General features: G+C 74.3%; 16 protein-coding genes and 1 pseudogene. 13 read left to right on the top strand and 4 right to left on the bottom strand.

All coding sequences use genetic code 11. From position 1 onward, the window contains the following. The first annotated feature begins 17 nt into the window (after positions 1-17). Positions 18-1,208: an MAB_1171c family putative transporter gene (locus tag ACFYOV_RS19275; protein ID WP_389089190.1), complete on the top strand. Its 1,191-nt coding sequence runs from the start codon at positions 18-20 to the stop codon at positions 1,206-1,208. After that, on the top strand, positions 1,201-2,610 hold the full coding sequence (locus ACFYOV_RS19270; protein WP_389089189.1) for an NAD(P)/FAD-dependent oxidoreductase: 1,410 nt from the start codon (positions 1,201-1,203) through the stop codon (positions 2,608-2,610). The genes ACFYOV_RS19275 and ACFYOV_RS19270 overlap by 8 nt, the downstream gene beginning before the upstream one ends. Before the next feature lie 245 nt (positions 2,611-2,855). Here the strand turns inward: ACFYOV_RS19270 and ACFYOV_RS19265 are convergent, their stop codons facing one another. From ACFYOV_RS19265 to ACFYOV_RS19250, 4 genes are all read right to left on the bottom strand, one after another. After that, on the bottom strand, positions 2,856-3,611 hold the full coding sequence (locus ACFYOV_RS19265; protein ID WP_389089188.1) for a carbonic anhydrase: 756 nt from the start codon (positions 3,609-3,611) through the stop codon (positions 2,856-2,858). Positions 3,612-3,942: 331 nt separating this feature from the next. Further along, positions 3,943-4,140: a hypothetical protein gene (locus tag ACFYOV_RS19260; protein WP_389089187.1), complete on the bottom strand. Its 198-nt coding sequence runs from the start codon at positions 4,138-4,140 to the stop codon at positions 3,943-3,945. A 281-nt stretch (positions 4,141-4,421) separates the two neighbouring features. After that, positions 4,422-5,402, bottom strand: coding sequence for a hydroxyacid dehydrogenase (locus ACFYOV_RS19255; protein ID WP_389089250.1), 981 nt, complete (start codon positions 5,400-5,402; stop codon positions 4,422-4,424). 95 nt (positions 5,403-5,497) lie between these two features. Continuing rightward, a complete protein-coding gene (locus ACFYOV_RS19250) occupies positions 5,498-7,216 on the bottom strand; it encodes a SpoIIE family protein phosphatase (protein WP_389089249.1) in 1,719 nt (572 codons plus the stop codon). Positions 7,217-7,621: 405 nt separating this feature from the next. Between ACFYOV_RS19250 and ACFYOV_RS19245 the strand changes: the two genes are divergently transcribed. The 11 genes and pseudogenes from ACFYOV_RS19245 (at position 7,622) to ACFYOV_RS19195 (ending at position 20,931) form a co-directional block, all read left to right on the top strand. Next, positions 7,622-8,170, top strand: coding sequence for a phosphatase PAP2 family protein (locus ACFYOV_RS19245; RefSeq protein WP_389089185.1), 549 nt, complete (start codon positions 7,622-7,624; stop codon positions 8,168-8,170). Between the two features lie 332 nt (positions 8,171-8,502). Then, positions 8,503-8,985 carry a DUF3618 domain-containing protein gene (locus tag ACFYOV_RS19240; protein ID WP_389089183.1) on the top strand — a complete coding sequence of 161 codons (483 nt, stop codon included), beginning with the start codon at positions 8,503-8,505 and terminating at the stop codon, positions 8,983-8,985. Between the two features lie 1,073 nt (positions 8,986-10,058). Next, positions 10,059-10,583, top strand: coding sequence for a hypothetical protein (locus ACFYOV_RS19235; RefSeq protein ID WP_389089182.1), 525 nt, complete (start codon positions 10,059-10,061; stop codon positions 10,581-10,583). A 395-nt stretch (positions 10,584-10,978) separates the two neighbouring features. Continuing rightward, entirely contained in the window at positions 10,979-13,117 is a 2,139-nt protein-coding gene (locus ACFYOV_RS19230; protein WP_389089181.1) for a hypothetical protein, read from the top strand. 86 nt (positions 13,118-13,203) lie between these two features. Beyond that, the gene (pelF, locus tag ACFYOV_RS19225; protein WP_389089180.1) at positions 13,204-14,838 is read left to right on the top strand and encodes a GT4 family glycosyltransferase PelF; all 1,635 of its coding nucleotides are present in this window, start codon (positions 13,204-13,206) and stop codon (positions 14,836-14,838) included. Next, entirely contained in the window at positions 14,835-16,247 is a 1,413-nt protein-coding gene (locus tag ACFYOV_RS19220; protein WP_389089178.1) for a hypothetical protein, read from the top strand. Before pelF ends, ACFYOV_RS19220 begins: the two co-directional genes overlap by 4 nt. 110 nt (positions 16,248-16,357) lie before the next feature. Then, positions 16,358-17,359, top strand: a complete 1,002-nt coding sequence (locus tag ACFYOV_RS19215; RefSeq protein ID WP_389089177.1) for a GDP-mannose 4,6-dehydratase — start codon at positions 16,358-16,360, stop codon at positions 17,357-17,359. Positions 17,360-17,410: 51 nt separating this feature from the next. Further along, complete coding sequence (locus ACFYOV_RS19210) at positions 17,411-18,124, top strand: NDP-sugar synthase (RefSeq protein WP_389089175.1); 714 nt, start codon at positions 17,411-17,413, stop codon at positions 18,122-18,124. A 7-nt stretch (positions 18,125-18,131) separates the two neighbouring features. Next, positions 18,132-19,007 (top strand): annotated as a pseudogene (locus tag ACFYOV_RS19205) (NAD-dependent epimerase/dehydratase family protein); the annotation flags it as partial. A 281-nt stretch (positions 19,008-19,288) separates the two neighbouring features. Then, positions 19,289-19,963 (top strand): spherulation-specific family 4 protein, encoded by a 675-nt coding sequence (locus tag ACFYOV_RS19200; RefSeq protein ID WP_389089173.1) that lies wholly within the window; start codon positions 19,289-19,291, stop codon positions 19,961-19,963. Then, on the top strand, positions 19,960-20,931 hold the full coding sequence (locus ACFYOV_RS19195; RefSeq protein WP_389089172.1) for an endo alpha-1,4 polygalactosaminidase: 972 nt from the start codon (positions 19,960-19,962) through the stop codon (positions 20,929-20,931). Before ACFYOV_RS19200 ends, ACFYOV_RS19195 begins: the two co-directional genes overlap by 4 nt. The last annotated feature ends 26 nt before the right edge of the window (positions 20,932-20,957 follow it).

Genomic DNA, 20,957 nt, shown 5'->3' with positions numbered 1-20,957 from the left:
ACGAAGGATGCAGCAAGGTGACATCCGCACCCGGCAGCCTCGGCTTCTACCTGTACGGGGTCATGCTCCTGCTGGTCTGCGCCGCGAAGGTCCCGGCGCTGCTGCGCAGGCGGCACGACCCGCTGCTGCGCGCGGCCTGTCTGCTGCTCCTGGCCGCCGGCTGCCTCATGATCCTCGCCGCTCCGCGCTCCATCGCGGAACTCAACCGCCGTACCGGGATCGCCAACTTCGCCGCCCCCGTCGTCTACATGACGATGACCGCGTTCGCGGGCGCGAGCCTGCTGCTGCTCATCAACTGGCGGCCGGCGCCCGCGGCACAGACCCGCCGCTACTCCCGCCTGTGCGTCGGCGTGTACGGCCTGGCCATCCTCGCCATCGCGGTGCTGTTCCGGGCGGGCAGCGCGCCCGTCGAGCAACGCACCCTGTTCGACGCCTACTACGCCACGACGCCGTTCATCCGGGAGATGATCGTCCTCTATCTGGTCGCCCAGGGCGTGGCCATGATGGCGGCGAGCGTCCTGTGCCGGCGATGGTCCGCCGAGGTGCGCGGTTCGCTGCGGGCCGGCCTGCTCGTCCTCGCCGTCGCCTACCTGCTCAACGTCTGCTACGTCGTCCTGAGGCTGGTCGCGGTGGCCGCCCGCTGGGCGGGGCACGACCTGGACTTCCTCGTGGACGAGGTCTCCCCCCGGCTCTCCGCCCCCGCGTGCCTCCTGGGCGCCCTCGGCTTCACCCTGCCGCTCGCCGGACCGCGCGTGGCACAGACCGTCCGGGTCGTGAGGGAGTTGCGGCAACTCGATCCGCTGTGGCGGGCCCTGCGGGACGTGTCCACCCCCGGTGCGGTCCGCGCCCCGCTGTGCTGGTGGCGCAACCCCCCGGCCGTGCTCCTGACCGGGCGCAGAACGGCCCTGTACGATGCCATCCTCGCGCTGACCCCCTACTGCGACCCGGCGGTGCGCGAGGCCGCCCACCGCGCGGCACTGAACGACGGCCGCGGCGAGGCCGACGCCGCGTTCGCCGCGGACGCGGCCATGATCCTCGCCGCCCGCGAGCGCCGACGAGCCGTGCCGGACGAACTCCCGGACACCCCGCCTCCGTTGTCGTGGCGAGCGCAGGATCTGGTCTCCCTGTCCCGGGCCCTCGCCTCGCCCCTCGTCCACGACCTCCACGCGCCCTGCGCGCCTCCGCAGAAAGCAGCCCACCATGAGTGATGCCCCGCGCCGCCGCGCGACCCGTGCCGTCGTCGTCGGGGGCAGTATCGCCGGCCTGCTCGCCGCGGCCGCGGTCAGGGACCACGTCGACCAGGTCGAGATCATCGAGGCCCACGACATGCCCGAGGGGCCGCAGCCGCGCACCGGTGTCCCCCAGGCCGTGCACATCCACTTCCTCCAGACGGGGGGCGCCGAGGCCGTCGAGGCTCTGTTGCCGGGCACCGTCGGCCGGCTCCTCGCCGCGGGGGCCCACCGCATACCCGAGACCACCCGCATGGTCGTCCACTCGCCCGAGGGCTGGTACCGCCGCTGGCAGCGCGCCACCCACTACCTGATCACCGCCAGCCGGGACCTCACCGACTCCGTCGTGCGCGGCCGGCTCCTCCAGGACCCCCGGGTGGCGGTACGCACGCACACCCGGGCCGTCGGACTGCTCGGCGACCGCCGCCGGGTCACCGGCGTCCGGATCCGGGCCGCGGACGACGCGGAGACGGAGCTGCGCGCCGACCTCGTCGTGGACGCCTCCGGCCGGGCCTCGCGCACGCCCCAATGGCTCGCCGAGCTGGGCGTCACCGGCCTGACCGAGGACCACGTCGACTCCGGGCTCGTCTACGCCAGCCGCTTCTACCGGGCCCCGGTGCCCACCCGCGACTGGCCGGTGATCGGAATCCAGGCCGACCCGAGCCTGCCCCGGCCCGGCAACGCGGGCGGCATCCTGCCGGTCGAGGGCGAGCGCTGGCACGTCAGCCTCATGGGCGCACCCGGGGGACAGCCCACCCGCGACCCGGACGCCTTCGTCCCCTTCGCCCGCACCCTGCGCCACCCCGTCATGGCGGACCTCCTCGAGCACGCCGAACCCCTCACCGACGTCCAGGTCACCCACAGCACCGCCAACCGGCGCTACTACTACGAACGGCTCACCCCGTGGCCGGACGGCCTCGTGGCCCTGGGGGACTCCGTCGCCGCTCTCAACCCCCTGTACGGGCAGGGTATGTCGGTCGCCGCCCAGAGCGCCGTCGCGCTGCGCGCAAGCCTGTCGCACGGCCTGACGCCCGGCGCGGCCCGCCGTGCCCAGCGCGCCATCGGCCGCCGTGTCGACATGGCGTGGGCCCTCTCGGTGGGGCAGGACGTCCACTTCCCGGCGACGACGGGCAAGCGGGCGACCGTCGCCGACCGTCTCCTGCGGCGCTACGTCAGCCGGCTGTCCCGCACCGCGACCGGTTCCTTCCACGCGGCCACCGCCCTGACGGACGTCCTGTCCCTCCAGGCCCCGCCCACGTCCCTGGTCCGACCGGGCGTGCTGCTGACCGCCCTGCTCGGCCCGCTGCGCCCGCCCCTGGCCGGTCCCCCGTTCACGCCGGTCGAACGCATCCTGCTCAAGGGCCTGGAGACCGCCGGATAGCGGCTCCGCACGGCGTCCCCTCCAAGACACGGCGAGCGGCAGCGACGGGTCGGCGGCCGCCGCCCGGACGGCGGCGGGGCCGGATACGGGGGTGCCCGCTCGGTACGTCGCCCACGGGCGCGGCCGGCACGGCCGCCGGTCACCGGTCCCGCGCCGTTCCGCGGGCTCGTAGCCTGCCCGGCCTCGGAACGCCGGCCGGTCGTACGTGCCCCGTGCCGTCCCGGCCCCGTCCGTCGTCCCGCTCGTCACGCGATCCGGTGCACCAGCTGGCTCGTCAGCTCGTAGCGGGCTCCCACGACGGCGAGCCGGCCGGCGGACACCCGGGCGGCGAGGTCCGGTTCGCACCGCAGCCGCGCGTGGATCAGCCGTACGTTGGCGTCGATGGTCGCGTCGACGCGGGCGTTGCCCTCCTTGCCGTGGTCGACGGCCGGGGCTATGCGGTCGGCCAGGTACTGGATGTGCGCCGGCAGCCGCTCGCCGGACTCCTCGGCCTCCACCGCGGCCCGCACGGCACCGCACGACTGGTGTCCGAGCACCATGACCAGCGGTACGTCGAGTTCCAGCACCCCGTAGGCCACGCTGCCGAGCACCGCCTCGTCCAGCACCTCGCCGGCGCTGCGTACGGTGAGCAGGTCACCGAGCCCCTGGTCGAACACCAGCTCAGGAGGGACACGGGAGTCGACGCAGCCGAGAATCACGGCGAACGGATGCTGTCCGTGGACGAGTTCGCGGCGGACGGCCCGATTCTCGTCCGGATGCCTCTCACGGTACGCACGCCAGCGCGCGTTGCCCGCGGCCAGCGCGCGAAGCGCCTCGTCGGGAGTGCCGGGCCGAGAGCGGCCGGCCGGGGCCGCGGGCGCCGCTGACGCGGGGGAGACGTCGACGGCGAGCCCGGCGCCGGCGGCCGCGACTCCGGTCAGGGCACCGCGCAGCAGCGAACGGCGGGGAGGTCCGGTCTTGACGGCCGGCTGTGAAGTCGCCGCGGTCGAAGGAGAGTTCATGAAGGAAACGTATGTGCGGGGCCGGAGCCGCTTCCTCCTGCTGTCCCCTTCGTGACCCGGCCATGAGGCATTCATGAGCAGGCGTTGGCCGGCCCTTGACGGGGGAGTGCCCCGGGCGCGGACACCCGTGTGCCCGGAGGCACAGCTCGTGTCGGTGGAACGCGTACCGAAATTCGGGCAGTTACGGGTGACCCACTCGCCGAAGGGCCCCGGCGGGCGGTGCAGGACGTGCGCCGCGTCGGGGCCGACCGCCCGCTCCGCCGGCAGCGGGACGCCGAGGACGTCCAGCGTGCCGCCGACGACCTCCTCGGGCATGAACCGCGCCAGGTGGTCACGGGCCTCCTCCCCGGACAGTTCCCCGAAGGGCCACCTCCTCGCCCGGTGCCTCGGAGATCACCGCCGCCTGCCCGCGCGGACTGATCGGCTCGGGGCCGGTCAGCTCGCACGTACGGCCCGAGTGCCCGCCCTCGCGCGGTACGGCCGCGGCGACCTCGGCGATGTCGGCCGGATCGACGACCGGCAGCGCCACATCGCCGAAGGGCGCGAAAACCGTGCGTTTCGTCCGGACGGAGTCCGCGAGGCGAAGGCGTTGGAGGCGAACCCGCCGGGACGCAGGACCGTGAAGTCGGGCCCGCAGCCGCGCACCGCCGCCTCGTACGCACGCAGCCCTGCGTGCGAAGGTGCCTGCCGGCGTGTGGAGTTGATCCGGGACGAGAGCAGCACCACGCGTTCGACCCCGGCCTCCCGTGCCGCGGTCAGCAGGGCGTCCGGGCGTTCATCGAGGCACGCCTGATCCGGTCGGTGCGGGGTTCAGGCCGAGCGCGTGAGCTGCTCCGGGTGCACCGGGTCCGCGAACGGCAGGCCGCTCGCGTAGCGCTCGAGTTCGTCCAGAGCCGCGTGTGCCAGTCGGCCGAGCTCATTGCCCAGGGAACCCGCGATGTGCGGGGTGAGCAGCACGTTCGGCAGGTCGTACAACGGCGAGTCGGGCGGCAGAACCTCCGGATCCGTCACGTCCAGGACGGCGTTGAGCCGCCCCGGCACGAGCTCCCGGATCAGCGCCTCGGTGTCGACGAGCGAGCCGCGGGCGGTGTTGACCAGGGTCGCGCCGTCCCGCAGCAGGGCGAGCCGACGGCGGTCGAAGAGACGGTACGTCTCCGGGAGTTCGGGGGCGTGCAGAGTCACGGTGCCGCTCCGCTCGACGAGCACGTCCAGCGAGGTGGGCTCGGCGCCGAGAGCCCGCACCTCGTCCTCGTCGACGTACGGATCGTGGAGCAGTACGTGCAGGTCGTAGGGGCGCAGCAGCTCGACGACACGGCGGCCGACCCTGGACGCGCCGACGACGCCCACCGTCCGGCGGTGGTTGCCACCGGTGCCGATGACGTCGAGGGCGTTCCTCCGCGTGCGCCCCTCGCGGTAGACGCGGGCGGCGTGCAGCACGCGCTTGCCGGTGAACAGGATCGCGGCGACCGTGTACTCGGCCACCGGCAGGGCATTGGCGGAGGCCGCCGATGCGACGGTGACGCCCCGCTCCCAACAGGCGTCCGTGACGTGGTGCTTGACCGAGCCCGCCGCGTGGATCACCGCGCGCAGCTCCGGCATGCGGGCCAGGGCCTCGCCGGTCAGCAACGGGCAGCCCCACCCGGTCAGCAGCACCTCCGCCCGCGCGAGTGCCCCGGCGGCCGCCGGGGCCGCGAAGTTCCGGACCACGAGCGCGGGATCGGTGTCGGCGAGCGCGGTCAGCCGGTCGAGCGCCGCCCCGTCGAACAGTGCCTCGCGCACGGACGGGTCCATCGCCAGGACGGTACGGGGGCGCCGCAGGAGCTGGGAGGTCACCTGTCACCGACCTCCTGGTCGGGCGCCGAGCTCGGCGGGCGGGCGCGGGGCGTTCACGGCTCGGCCGTCGCCGCGGCCAGGTCCTGCTCGGCCCAGACGACCTTTCCCGTCGGCGTCCGGCACGAGCCCCACCGTCGGCAGAGCGTGTTGATCAGTTGCAGGCCCCGGCCGCCCTCGGCGCTGAGCAGGGCGTGCTGGATCTGGGGCAGGTCCGGCCCGGTGTCCGACACCTCCACGCACAGGCGCTCGTGGCGCAGCAGGCGCAGCCGGCCCGGGCCGCCCCCGTACCGGATCGCGTTCCCGACGAGTTCGCTGACGACCAACTCCGTCACCTCGGTCGGATCGGACAGCTCCCAGTGGTCCAGCTGTCCCCGCACCAGGCGGCGGGCCACCCTCGCCGCCGTGCCGTCGGCCGGCAGCGGCCACTCGCACATCACCCGGCCGTCGAGCTTCCGGGGCGCGGCGATCAGAATGATGGCGTCGTCCGTCCTCGGCCCCGCGTCGACGGCCGCCCTCTCCCAGATCACGTCGCAGCTGCCGGGCATCGCCGGCCGCGGCCCCGTGGCCGCGAGACGAAGGCGCTCGAGCCATGTCTCCACGTCTCCGGCCCGGTCCTTGATCAGACCGTCCGTGCACATCAGGATCCGGCTGTCCTCCGGCGCCCGCACGGTCACCGGGTCGTACGGGATGACGCCCGCTCCCAGCGGTGCGCCCGCGGGCACGTCCACGAACTCCGCCTTCCCCGCTGCGTCGATCAGCAGGGGCGGCAGATGCCCGGCGCTGGCCAGGCGGTACGTCTGCCCGACCGGGTCGTACAGGACGCACAGGCAGGTGGCGACCTGGTCCTCCTCCAGATCGCGGGCCGCGAGGTCCAGCCGCGCCAGTACCCGTTCGGGTGAGAAGTCGAAACTCAGCAGCGTCCGGGCGACCGAACGCAACCGGCCCATGGTCGCCGCAGCCTCCAGACCGTGTCCCATCACGTCACCGACGACCAGCGCCGTCCGGCCGCCCGGCAGCGGCACGATGTCGAACCAGTCGCCGCCCACACTGCTCGGGTCGGCCGCCGGCCGGTAGCTCGACTCGACCTCCAGCCCCGGCGTGGGCGGCGCGGCACGGGGCAGCAAGGTGCGCTGGAGGGTGACGACGACCTCGCGCTCCCGGCCGTAGAGCCGGGCGTTGTCGACGAGGACCGCGGCCTTGGACGCGAGTTCGCAGGCCAGCGCCAGGTCGGCGGGGCCGAAGGGCGGCCGGTCGCCGGACCGGACGAAGTCGGCGGCACCGATCAGCAGCCCCCGGGAGATGAGCGGCACCACCATGTAGCTGTGCACGCCCGCCCGACGCATCAGCTGCGCCGAGTGAGGGGTGGGAGCGATGTTCCGGAACTGCTCCGGGGTGATCCGCTGAACCAGGATCGGGCGGCCCGTCAGGAGACACTGATAGGCCAGTTTGGGCGCCGCCTGAAGGGCGGACCCCTGACCCGGGGCGGCCGGCTCGCCCAGGGTGGACAGCTCACCCACCGGGTCGGGCTCCAGGTGCCGCAGTTCGTCGATCACCGCCACCGCCATGGCCCTGGTCTTCGGCACCCTGGGCCCCGGCCGGTCGTTCCCGCCGCCGCGCAGGACGGACTCCAGCAGATCGACCGCGGCCCCGTCGGCCAGGCTCGGCACGGTGAAGTCGGCCAGCTCCTGTGCCGTGCGCTGGAGATCGAGCGTGCTGCCGATGCGCCCGTCCGCCTCGTTGAGCCATGCCAGGCGCCGCGCCTCGGCCCCCATGGTGACGGCGTCCACGACTCGCCGGAACGTTCCACCGAGCCGCTCGAGCCCGGAACGCCCGGACGGACGAGCCCGACCGCGGGGGGCCATACCGTGCACCTCCATCCTGGGTCGGCTTCGCCGTGACACCTTGATTCTGCTCCGGTGCGGGCACCGGAGCCTTCCGGGGGCGCCGGCAGCGGGAGCGGCCCCGAGCGGGCCGTCACGCCGGTCACGGCCGTGTGCTCACGGTGTCCGCCGTAGCCAACCGCAGGACCGGCCCCACGGCAACCCGGTCGGGCGGTTCGCCTCCAGCATCGCCCGAGGCGGGCCACCGCGCAGGAAGCAGGCCCGCGCGGCTGCCCCTCCGCGCCCGCCCGTGTCCCGCCGGTGTGGAGCCGTGACCTGCGGGGAAACCGGCAGTGCATGGGATTGCTGGCGGAAGTGCGCGCAACCGACCGGTGTCTGACCCAGCGGGCCGCTTCCCGCATTCCACCTGGTGTCGGCAGGGTGCTGTCGACCGTGGAGGAGTCGGCGGAGAGCACCAAGCTGTGGTGGGGAGCCGCCGCGGCGATGGCCTGGTGCGGTGGCGGACGGGGCCGTGCGGCGGCGGTGGCGGGCCTGGCGGCCATGGCTGTTGCACAGCTGCTCTCGAACGGCCTGTGCAAACAGCTGACACACCGTCCCCGGCCGCCCGAGGAGTGGATCCCGCACGACGAGGTCGACGACCGCCCCGACTCCTCCTCCTTCCCTTCCGGGCACACCGCGGCGGCGGTCGCCTTCACCGCCGCCGTCGCTCCCACGTGGCCGTCGGCCGCCGCCCTGTGCGCGGTTCCGGCCGCCACGGTGCTCGTCGAGCGGGTGCAGTCCGGCGCCCACTACCCGAGTGACGTAGCGGCCGGCGCCGTCATCGGACTGGCCGCCGCCCGGCTCACCAGACGCGCTCCGCGCCTGTTTCTGCGCCGTCGGCTGTAGGCGCCTTCCCGCACGCGGCCCCGGACGCGCCGCCCCGGACCCGCAAACCCGGACGCCCACCCCGGTGCCGCTGCCCGGGGACGGCTCCCATGCCGCCCGCCCTGAACCGGCCCTTTCGGGGTACTCGCGTGCGCACCGACACCGGGGCCCGCCAGTACGGCCCCGGCCGGTACGACCGAGCAGACGGGAGGTGACCACCGTGTCGAGCACGCAGCCGACCCACGCCTGGGCAGGCCGCGCCGTGCAGGTCGACCCGGCCGCGCCCCCGCGCCCGAGTGGGCGGTCGAGAACGTGAAGGCCGATGTGGCCGAGACCGAGGAGAGTGCACACCGATGACCCAGCCACCCCACGACGCGCCGACCGCGTCCAGTCCCGAGGAACTGCGCGAGCAGGTTGCCCGGACCCGTCAGGAACTCGGGGAGACCGTCGAGGAACTCGCGGCCCGCACCGACGTCAGGGCCCGCGCCCAGGCGAAGGCCGTCCAGGTGAAGGACCAGGCGACGGCCAAGGCCGGTGAGCTCAAGGAGCAGGCGGCGGCCAAGGCGGGAGAACTCAGGGCCAGGGCCACCGAAGCGGCGCATCAGGTGCAGGACAAGCTGCCCGAGCCGGTCAGGGGCAAGGCCGCGCTGGCGGCCGAGCAGGCCCGGGCCAGGGCCGCGCAGGCCGGCCGGCTCTGGGAGGACAAGGCACCGGAGCCGGTACGCCAGAAGACGGCCCGGGGCGTTCGCGCGGCCCGCGACAACAGCACCGTGCTGCTCGCCGCCGCAGGCGCCGCGGCCCTGGTCTGGCTGGCCTGCCGCCGCCGGAAGGCCTGACCCGGCAGGGCCACCCTGATTCCGCGGTGGCTCGAATCGCCGCGCGGGCGTGCACGGGGACGAGACCGATGTCTCACCGCTGGGGAGCACCGTGCCCGCGCACGTCATCGGCGCGAGCGGTGAGTGCCCCCTGTCGCGCGCCCGCGGACGCCCGCGGCCGCGCGTCGGGGACGGCCGACGTGCCGCCGTCCCCGACGCGCGGGACCGCTCCGCCGCACGGGTCGGGCCCCGTCCGCCGGAGATGCCTGGACGACCGCTCGGCTCGCGCCACGCCACCGGGCACGGGACCTCCTCCGGCGGACCGGAGTCACCTGGCTGGGGCCCGCGATGGTCGCGGGACGCGACCCCGGGCTCCGAGGAGTCAGAGCCCAGGGCGGGCGACGGCACCGGGGGCGCTGCGTCGGTTCCAGGTCCCGGTTCGGGCAGGCGGGGAAGGGGAACGGCCGTCCGGAGGCGAGACGGCCGCGACGGCCGAGGGAACGCGGTTCCGGCGGCGCGTACCTCCGGTCCGGCGGGTGGGTCCCTCACCCCTGCCGGAATCCAGGTGGCCGAGACGCCGACGCCGGTGCCACAGGCCCGCATGGGAAAGCGGACCGACGCCGCCGTCGTGCCCGCGCCCGGCCGGTGCTGGTTTCGGCGGAGGCGTTCGCGCGCCCGGTGGTCGATCTCGCGCCGCGAACGGCTGGTCCGTACGCCGTGGATGGTGATCGCGGAGCGGTTGTGCGTGCATGCGAGCCGCACCCGGTGGAGGACGGCCGGCGGCGCCGATCGCCTAACGTGGCCGCGCGCTTGCTTCGGCCCGGACATGGTGGTCGGTGAGACCTGGGGCCCACCGGCCGGCACCGAAGGGGTACGCGCCAAAATCCCCCGGCGGCACGACCCGGTCCCCTGCCGCGCCCACATATCCGGACCCCTCCGCCGCACCGCCCGTGCTGTGCGGTGACGCGACCGGACGGCGGACCTCACCATTCGTGCACAGGTTCTTCACAGGGGTGTGCTTTCGGTCGGCGCGCGGGCCCTGCGGCGCTCGTGGGGAAGACGGGTTCCGCGTCGCGTGCCTAGCCTCCCGGGTCATGCGATCACCACTGAGACGCCTCGGGCTGGCCACCGTTCTCGGTCTCCTCCTCGCCGTGTCCGGCATGGCACCCAGCGCCGGCGCGGCCGAACCCGCGCCCGCCGAGCTGACGTTCACCACCGACACCGCCACCACCACCCCCGGCGGCACGGTTCAGCTGTCGATGACCCTCACCAACAACCGGACCTACGACATCTGGTTCGTCCACCAGACGATCGACCCCACGTGGCTCACCACCCAGCGCCCCGACCTGAAGTACGGCTTCACCGGCTGCACCCTGGCCACCGCGGACGGCAGCACTCCCTGCCCGGGCACCGGGCCCGCCAACCTCGGCGCCAACTACGGCACCACCGTCCCGCCCGGTCAGAGCCGGACCGTCACGTTGACCCTCCGGATCGCGCCCGACTCCGGCTGCAACGGCGACATCGGCTTCTACTCGTACTACTACGCCGAGTTCAGCGACAGCGCGAACACGAGCGGCGGCCCCGTCCACACGCCCCGCACGCGGGTGCTCTGTGCCTGACGGACCGGTCGGCCCACGCCGCCGTGACCGATTTCGCTCCGGCACCGAATCGGCCTGAGGTACAGACCTCCGGCAGTGGCACCGACGGGCCACCACGGCCCGCCGGTGCTCCGGTCACCGCTTGGACCTGCTCCGGCGTTCCACGGGTCCGCTCCGTCCCCCCGCGCCCCGGTACGCGCATCGGTCACTTTCGGACCGTTGATGTCCTGATGGACGCCCACGTTTTTCCGTCAGGTTTCGCAGCGTGCCCACAATTGGCACACAAAGACACCACCATTGACGCGACGAACGCGTCGAGGACTGGCTTCTGAGGGGGACGCCGGCCCGACGCAAGGGGGTGCGTCGGCTCCGTCGGAGCGGTGTCCGCCCCTGCCCTCGGGAGGGGACTGCACCGCATGAAGCGGACCACACGCACCGCCGCGCTCACGGTGGGCGCGCTCATCGCCGCCCTCGGCCTGCCGAGCGCGGCCGCACACGCCGACGACGCCCTGCCCCGCGTGGACCTGCGCGTCCTCGTCGTGAGCGACGGAGGCCCGGCCGTGGACGCCATCGCGGCCGAACTCGAGGCCGCCGGCACTCCGTACACCGAGGTGGACCTCACCCGCTCCGACCGCCCCGCCATCGACGCCGGCTTCCTCGCCGACACGGTGGACGGACGACCACGCGCCAAGTACCAGGCGGTGGTCCTGCCCAACGACAACCCGTTCCCGGCCGACTCGCCCGAGACGACGGCCCTCGCCGCCTACGAGCGCACCTACGACATCCCGCAGGTCGACGCCTACACCTACGCACGCCCCGAAGCGGGCCTGCAGTACCCGGTGTACGGCGGCTACGCCGGCAGCATCGACGGGACGCGGGCCGAGGTGACCGCCGCCGGGCGGGAGGGCCCCTTCGGCTATCTGGACGGCCAGGTCCCCTTCGAGGACAACTCACCCACCGTGGGCGAGAGTTACGCCTACCTCTCCACGCCCGTGACCGGCGCGGACTTCACCCCCTACGTCGAGGCCGCCATCCCCGGCCGGACCCAGCGGGGCTCCCTGGTCGGTGAGTACCGGCACGACGGACGGCGGGAACTCGTCGTCACCTTCGTGTACAACCAGTACCAGCAGCAGTTCCGCCTCCTGGCACGCGGCATCGTCGACTGGATGACCGGCGGTGCGCACCTGGGCGCCTCCAGGAACTACTTCGCCGTCCACGTCGACGACGTCTTCGCCGCCGACGACCGCTGGGACACGCGGCTGAACTGCACTCCCGGCGACGTCGACTGCCCCGAGGGCGAGGGCACGCCCGACCCCATCCGCATGACCCCCGCCGACGTCGATCACGCCACCGCCTGGCAACGCAGGCGGAACTTCACCCTGGACCTCGCCTACAACGGCGCCGGCAGCGTCGACCAGCGCGAGGACCACGACGGGGACGACCCGCTGGCGGACAAACTGATCGCCGAGCGCGACCGGTTCCGCTGGATCAACCACACGTACACGCACGCCTTCCTCGGCTGCGAGCAGGACACCACGGTGGTGCCGTGGAGATGCGCCACCACCCAGGACGGCAGTACCCAGTGGGTCGGCCGCACGACGATCTCCGACGAGATCGCCACCAACCGGGTCTGGGGCAGGACCGCCGGACTCCCGCTGCACGACGACGAGTTGGTGACCGGTGAGCACTCCGGGCTCAAGATTCTGCCGCAGCAGCCCGGCGACAACCCCAACCTGGCGCCCGCCCTCGCCGACAACGGCATCGCATGGCTCGCCTCGGACAACTCCCGTGACCCCGTGCAGCGCCGGGTCGGCCCGGCCACGACCGTCTCCCGCCACCCGATGAACGTCTTCTACAACGCCGGACGGGCAGCCGAGCAGGTCGACGAGTACAACTGGATCTACACCGGCCGGGCCCAGGGCGGCAGCGGCATCTGTGAGGACAACCCGGACACCACCACGTGCCTGCCGGCCCCGCTGGACACCGCGAGCGGGTACGCCGAGCACATCGTCCCCCTGGAGACCCGGATCGCGCTCGGGCACGTCCTCGCCAACGACCCCAAGCCACACTTCATCCACCAGTCCAACCTGGCCGAGGACCGCATCGCCTACCCCGTACTGGACGGCGTACTCGACGGCTACCAGGCCCTGTTCGCCGACAGCGCCCCCGTGGTGAACCTGCGGATGAAGGACATCGGACGCGAACTCCAGCGCCGCGCCGCCTGGGCCGCCGCCCTGCACGACGACCGGGTCACCGCCTACCGCATCGGCTCCACGGTGACCGTCGAGGCGCCCGCCGGCACGACCGTCACCGCGACCATGCCCACCGGAACCACCCTCGCGGGCGGGGAGTTCGGCGAGGCGTACGCCGGCCGGGCGTCCGGCTGGACACCGTCGGCCGGACAGCCGCTGACCCTCACCCTGCCGTCGTCCGCCCCGGCCGATGCCGCCACCGCACCGGCCCCGGACACGACGACCGGGCCCGCCGAGCCGGCCCCGGACACCCGGGTCCCGGCCGGAGTGCGCGCACGCGTCCCGTACACGGCACGGAGCTGAACGGCGCACCGACACCCACGCCCCGTCCGCCCACCCGCGGCCGGGACCGGCACCACCACACCCACACCCGCCCGTGGAGCACACCGATGCACGTTCACCGCGGCGCGCGACGCCACCGCGCGGCACGCGTCACCCTGCTCACCGAAGGCACCTATCCGCACAGCCACGGCGGTGTGAGCGTCTGGTGCGACCAGCTCGTCCGGGGCATGCCCGACATCGACTTCGCCGTCCTCGCCGTCACCGGCACCGGGCGCGAACCGGTCGTGTGGGACCTGCCCGCGCACGTCTCGGACGTCCTGTCCGTCCCGATGTGGGGGACTCCGCCGCAGGGGCGTCCGCCCCGCGGACGCCTGCGCAACCGCCTCACCGGCGCCTACGAACAGTTCCTGACCGCGCTGCTCGACCCCTGCGCGGAAACCGGGTTCGCCCCTGCCCTGTACACGATGGCGCGGGCCGCCGCCGACGGAAGTCTCGGCCCGTTCCTGCGCGGCGACCGGGCGGTCGCCGTCATGAGCGCCGTGTGGAACCGCCGCGGTCTGGTCGTCCGCGAGGCCTGGCCCACGCTGCACGACGCCGTCACCGCCACCGGACTGCTGGAGCACGCCCTGCGCCCGCTGGCCGCGCCCCTGCCGCGGGAAGGGGTCGCCCACGCGGTCAGCGGCGGCATCGCCGCGCTGCCGGGACTCGCCGCCCTGGAACGGCACGGCGTGCCGCTGCTGCTCACCGAACACGGCGTCTACCTCCGCGAGCGCTACCTCGGCTACCGCACCGCCCCCTACCGCTGGCCGGTCAAGGCGGTGATCCTGGGCTTCTTCCGGCTCCTGGCCGAGGAGAGCTACCGCAGGGCCGCCCTGATCACCCCCGGCAACCGCTACAACCGGCTGTGGGAGGAGGAGGGCGGGGCGGACCCGGCGGCGATCCGCACGGTCTACAACGGCGTCGACCCGGACGCCTTCCCGCCCGCCGGACCCGAGCCGGACGCACCGACCCTCAGCTGGGCCGGCCGCGTCGACCCGATCAAGGACCTGGAGACCCTGATCCGGGCCGTCGCCCTCGTCCGGGCCGAACGCCCCGACGTCCGGCTGCGGCTGTTCGGCGGGACGCCCCGGGGTGGGGAGGCGTACCGCGAACGCTGCGAGGCGCTCGCCGCCGAACTCGGTCACGGGGGCGCGGTCACCTTCGAGGGCCGCGTCGAGGACATCAAGGACGCCTACGCGGCGGGCAGCGTCGTGATGCTGTCCAGCATCAGCGAGGGCTTCCCGTTCACCCTGATCGAGGCGATGTCCTGCGGGCGTGCGACGGTGTCGACCGACGTCGGCGGTGTGCGCGAGGCCGTCGGGGACACCGGTCTCGTCGTCCCGCCGCGGGACCCGGACGCCATGGCCGCCGCCGCGCTGAAACTCCTCGACGACCCTGCACGGCGCCGGGCCATGGGCGAGGCGGCCCGCCTCCGCGTCATCGAGCAGTTCACCCTGCGCCGTACCGTCGACACCTTCCGCGCCATCTACCTGGAACTGTCCGGCTCCCGGCGGCACCCGGCACGGACGGCCGCGCCGGAGGGAACGGGCACCCGCGGACAGCCGCCGGCCCGCCCCGCCACCCCGGACGACCGGCGTCCCGGCGGGGACCCGCACGCCCCGGACACCGTGACGGACGTCCGGCCCCTGCATGAGCCGCCGCACGTTCCCGCACCCCTGGCGACGAGGAGCGTGGCCATATGAGCGGGCCCATGGCGCTGGAGCCGGGCGGGGCCGAACAGGACACGCTGGCGCTCCGGCTCGCCGGAACCGCCGGGCGGCTGTCACGGCCCCGCCCCGCGGACGACCCCACCCTCGTCGTGCGGCTGCCACGGCCGGTACCGGATCAGGAGGAGGTCGACCGCCTCGCCGCCGACATGGCCGACCGCATCGGCCCGGCCGTCCACCCCTACGAAGTGGCCGCGCTGCTGGAGGCGGAAGGACTCTCCGCGGACGTCATCGCGAGGCAGTACGGCCATCCGACCGTGTTCTCCCTGGCCTCCGCCCTGTACGAGCGCGTCCCCCGGGTGTTCCCCGAGCCCCCGCCCGCCCCCGACCCTTGGCGCCCCGACACCGTCCGCTGTCTGCTGCGCGGGGCACTGTTCGCCCTGCCCGGCCTCGCCCACCTGCTCGCCGCACCCCTGTGGCACCCCGCGCGGCACGCCTCGTCCCTGATCGCGGCCGGTGTCGTCTCCTGGGCCTGGGGGCAGGCGCTGGGACACCGCGCCCACCTGCGCCTGGCGACGGGACGCCGGGAGGCTGGCCGCACCCTGTTGGCCGGGGCCTCCCTCGGCGCCGCACTGGCCACGGCGACCGCGGCCGTCGTGGCCGGCGGTGGACCGGTCACCCTGGCCGCCGCGGGACAGTCCCTGTACCTGGCCGCCGCCGGAGTGCTGCTGGTCCTCGCCCGGGAACGGCTGCTGCTGGCCGCCCTGACCCCGCTGGTAGTCGGCGCCGCCGTGCTGCCGTGGTGGGAGCCCGGACCCGTGGGGCGCGCCGGTCTTCCGCTGCTGGCGCTGGGAGCCACGCTCGCCGCCACCGGCTGGGTGCTGCGGGACGCGTTCACCGCCGCGCCCGCCGCCGCCCCGCCCCGGCCCCCGCTCGCGGCCTCCCTGCCCTACGGACTGTTCGGCCTCTCGGCCGCGCTGCTGGTCCTGCTGGAGGCCCGGGAGCACCCGTACGCCGTGATCGTGCTGACCGTCGGCATGGGCCCGGCCGAGTGGCTGCTCTACCGCTACCGCGGCTGGTCGGTGGCCGCGCTGCGGGTGACCGCCACGCCCGGCGGGTTCCTCCTGCGGTCGGCAGCCCTGCTCGGCCTCTGCCTGTTCGTCTGGCTCCTGCCGCTGACGCCGGCGGCCCTCCTGACCGGGGCCGACCCGGCCGCCCTGCTGCTCCTCGCCGCCACCCTGTGGACGGCGCTGCTGCTCCAGGCGTTCGGTGTCGCGTGGCCCCCCGCCCTGATCTGCCTGACCGCCGCGGGCTGCGCCACCGCGGCCAGCGTGCTCGGTCCGCCACCGGGACCGGACGTGCTGTCCCTGAGTTGCGGCGTCGCGGCCCTGTGTCTGTCGGTCTGCGTCCTGCGGCTGCTCGGCCGGCCCGCCGTGCACGCCTGAGGCCCCGGCGCCCACCACCCGCCGCGCCCACCCGAACCGCCGCGCGAGGGCCGGGCACCGCCCGCCCCACCCGCTCACCCCTGAAGCAACCAAGAGGAAGGACAACCGAGTTGACCTCCGCACCGCTCGCCGCCGTCACCGGGGCCGAAGGCTTCATCGGCTCGCATCTCACCGAGGCGCTCGTCGCCTCCGGGCACCGCGTCCGTGCCATGGCCCAGTACAACTCCTTCTCCTCCTACGGATGGCTGGAGACCCTCGCCCCTGACGTCCTGGACCAGGTGGAGATCGTCCTCGGCGACGTCCGCGATCCCGGTTCGGTGCGCGGCCTGCTCGAAGGGGCCGACTGCGCCTACCACCTGGCCGCGCTCATCGCGATCCCGTACTCCTACCGGGCGCCCCACAGTTACGTGGACACCAACGTCACGGGCACCCTCAACGTGCTCGAAGCGGTACGCCAGCTGGGCACGCCCAGACTGGTGCACACCTCCACCAGCGAGACCTACGGGACCGCCCGCACGGTGCCGATCACCGAGGACCACCCCATCAACACCCAGTCCCCGTACGCCGCTTCAAAAGCCGGAGGGGACCGGCTCGCCGACAGCTACCACGCCAGCTTCGGCACCCCGGTGGTCACCCTGCGGCCGTTCAACACCTTCGGGCCCCGCCAGTCCATGCGCGCGGTGATCCCCACCGTCATCGGCCAGGTCGCGGCGGGGGAGCGCACCATCACCCTCGGCGACCTGCGCCCCACGCGGGACTTCACCTACGTCGAGGACACCGCGCAGGCGTTCCTCGCCGTCGGCACCGCACCCGCCGAGCGGGTCGTGGGTCGCACCTTCAACTCCGGCACCGGCGGGGAGATCTCGGTCGGCGACCTCGTCGCGCTGATCGGCAAGGTCATGGACACCGCCCTCGACGTACGCGAGGACACGGCACGTCTGCGGCCCACGGGCTCCGAGGTGATGCGGCTGGTCGCGGACGCTTCCCGGCTCGCCGCCGCCACCGGCTGGGAGCCCGTCCGCACCCTGGAGGAGGGTCTCGCCCGGACCGTGAAGTTCTTCCGCGACCCGGCCAACCTGGCCCGCTACAAGACCGGCATCTACAACATCTGACCGGCGTCCGGCACGTCCACGGGGAACACGAGGATCCTAAGGAGAAGCCCCATGCACGCAGTGATACTGGCGGGAGGCAAGGGCGTCCGGCTGCGGCCCTACACCACGGCGCTCCCCAAGCCGCTCGTCCCGATCGGCGACCAGCACGCCATCCTGGAGATCGTGCTGCGCCAGCTGTCCACGGCCGGCTTCACCCACTGCACCATCGCCATCGGCCACCTCGGCGAGATCATCCGTGCCTACGTCGGCGACGGCTCCCAGTGGGGCATGACCATCGACTACGCCACCGAGGAGAGCCCCCTGGGCACCATGGGCCCCCTCCTCACCCTGCGCGAGCGGCTGCCCGAGACCTTCCTGGTGATGAACGGCGACGTCCTCACCGACCTCGACTACGCCGACGTCCTGCACCGGCACCGCGCGTCCGGCGCACCGCTGACCATCGCGACCTACGCCCGCAAGGTCCACATCGACTTCGGCGTGCTGACCACGCAGGCGAGCAAAGTCGTCGCCTTCACCGAGAAACCCAGCATGGACTGCCGCGTCTCCATGGGCGTCTACGGTCTGTCCCGCTCGACCCTCGACGGCTACACACCCGGTCTGCCGCTGGGCTTCGACGAACTCGTCCTGGACCTCCTCGCCGCCCGGCGCCCGCCGCACGCCTACGAGTTCGACGGGTACTGGCTGGACATCGGGCGCCCGGACGACTACGACCGGGCGAACGCGGAGTTCACCACCCGCAAGTCCATGCTGCTCAAGGGAGCCTGAGCACCCCATGCGCATTCTCGTCCTCGGCCGCACCGGCTACCTGGGCCGTCACGTCGTCGCCCACCTGCGCGGACGGCCGGACACGCACCTGCCCGCCGCGGGCCGCTCACCCGGCGCCGACCTGCGGGTCGACCTGGCGGGCGACTCCCCGGAGCGGCTCGCCGAAACCCTGGCCGAGGCGGCACCCGACGCGGTGATCAACTGCGCGGGCGCGACCGGCGGCGACGCGGTCACGATGGCCGAGGTCAACGCCCGCGGCCCGGCCGCCGTGTGCGCCGCCCTGCGGCGGGCCGCTCCCCGGGCCCGCCTGGTCCACCTGGGATCGGCGGCCGAGTACGGCCCCGGTGAACCGGGCAGCAAGGTGCCCGAGTCGGCGGCCACCCGTCCGCTGGGCCCCTACGGAGCGACCAAACTCGCGGGCACCGTGGTGGTGTCCGCCTCCGGCCTGGACGCGGTGGTGCTGCGGGTGGGCAACCCGGTGGGCCCGGGTGCGCCGCCCACGGGTCTGCCCGGCCGGGTGACCGCCCTGCTGCGCGAGACCGGGCCGGACCCGGACGCGGTGCTGAGGCTCGGCGACCTGTCGGCGTACCGCGATTTCGTCGACGTGCGCGACGTCGCCCGCGCTGCCGTCCTCGCCGCCACGGCGGCCGGACCCCTGCCGCCCGTCCTCAACATCAGTGGCGGTGAGGCGGTCCGGGTGCGCGAACTCGTGCACGGACTGGCCCGCCGGGCGGGCTTCGCGGGACGCATCGAGGAGCACACGGAGGGCTCCGCCCGCTCGGCGGCGGTGTCCTGGCAGTGCTCCGACATCACCGCGGCGGCCGAGGCACTGGGCTGGCAGCCGTCCCACACCCTCGAGGAGTCACTGGCCGCGTTGTGGGCCGACCCAGGGTGGGGCGCGGCCGGCGCGGATGCCTCCGGTGCCGGCCGCGGGCCCGGCTGGGCGGGGGCGCCCGGCGGAGGCCGTGGCGGGCCGGGTGCCGACGGCACGGGCGCTCCTGGTGCCGGCCGCGGGCGCGGCGCGGATGCCACGGAAGCGCCTGGTACCGGCTCGGGTGACACCCGTGCCCGTGCGACGGGTGACACCCGCGCTCGTGGGACGGGCGCGTCCGGTACGGCCGCCGGCAGGTCGCGTGCCGGTGACACGGGGGGCGACCGGGCGCCGTGAGCCTGCTGATCCCCCTCTACGTCCATCCGGCCGAGGACCCGGGCGCCTGGCACCGGCTCATCACGGCCGCCGCCCGCACCCACGCCGTGGTGCTCAACCCCGCGAACGGCCCCGGGCCCGGACCGGACCCGGCCTTCGCGGCGGCCGCGGACGCGCTGCGGGCGGCGGGCGCCCGGCTGCTCGGCTACGTCGACACCGACTACGGCGGGCGGGACCCGTCCGCGGTCACCGCCGACCTGCGCCGGCACCGGGAGTGGTACGCGGTGGACGGCTGCTTCCTGGACCGGGTGACCGCGGGGCCGGGCGGCCTGCCCGGCTGCCGGAAGCTGGTCCGGAGCCTGCACCGGGCCGGCGCCCGGACCGTGGTGCTCAACCCGGGAGTCGAACCGGCGCCCGGCTACGTCGCCCTCGCCGACCTGACCGTCACCTTCGAGGGCCACTGGTCCACGTACGTCTCCGCGTTCAGCCGCTCCGCCCGGGCGGTCCGGCACCGACCGGAGCGGATCTGCCACCTCGTCTACGGGGTCCCCGAAGTGCTCGTGCCCCTGGCCGTACGCACCGCGCGGGACCGCGGCGCGGGGATCTGCGGTCCCGTGACGGGTGAACTGCCGAATCCCTGGGCCACGTTGACACCGGCCCTGACCCCGAGCGTGCCCGGGGGGCGACGATGAGCAGGACGACACCGCGGCGGACGACCCTGCTGCCGGGGCCGGACGTGCTGACCGTGCCGGCCACCGTGCTGACCGTGCTGGCCACCACGCTGACCGGATGCTCCGCACCGGACGGCGGAGCGAGCGCGGACCGTCCGCCCGCCAGGGCCCGCACCTCGCCGGCCGCCCCGCCGACCGGGAGCGGCGCCGCACCGTCCGCACCCCGCACCTCGCCGTCGCCGCCGCGCACGAGACCGGCCCCGACCCGCACCCCGTCCGCCCGCGGCGGAACACGGTGGCGCCCGCGCCCCGGCCTCGCCTGGCAGTGGCAGCTCGACGGCAGGGTCGAGCCGTCGGCCGACGTGCCCGTCTACGACATCGACGGCTTCGAGAACACCGCCGCGGACGTGGCCCGCCTCCACCGCGAGGGCCGCAAGGTGATCTGCTACGTCAACGTCGGCGCCTGGGAGGACTTCCGGCCCGACCGGGACGCGTTCCCCCGCTCGGTGCTCGGCCGGACCAACGGCTGGGAGGGCGAGCGCTGGCTGGACATCCGCCGGATCTCCGTGCTGGGGCCGATCATGGAACGGCGGTTCGACATGTGCCGGGACAAGGGGTTCGACGCCGTCGAGCCGGACCTGATGGAGGGCTACGGCAACGACACCGGGTTCCCGCTCACCGCAGCCGACCAGCTCCGCTACAACCGCATGATCGCCCGCCTCGCGCACGAGCGCGGCATGTCGGTGGGCCTCAAGAACGACCTGCCGCAGATCCCGCAGCTCGTGGACGACTTCGACTTCGCCGTCAACGAGGAGTGCGCGCAGTACGGGGAGTGCGCCGAGCTCACCCCGTTCGTCGAGGCGGGCAAGGCGGTCTTCCACGTCGAGTACGCGGAGCCGGCCGGCGAGTTCTGCGCCGCGTCCCGCAGGCTGAAGCTTTCGTCCATGCGGAAGAAACCGGAGCTGGGGGTGTGGCGCGACCCCTGCTGACCCGCGTCCGCCGCAGGGCCGCCGGG

It is taken from the genome of Streptomyces sp. NPDC005931, assembly GCF_042871235.1.
Classification (GTDB): Bacteria; Actinomycetota; Actinomycetes; order Streptomycetales; family Streptomycetaceae; genus Streptomyces.
This window is presented reverse-complemented; position numbering and strand designations above follow the sequence as displayed.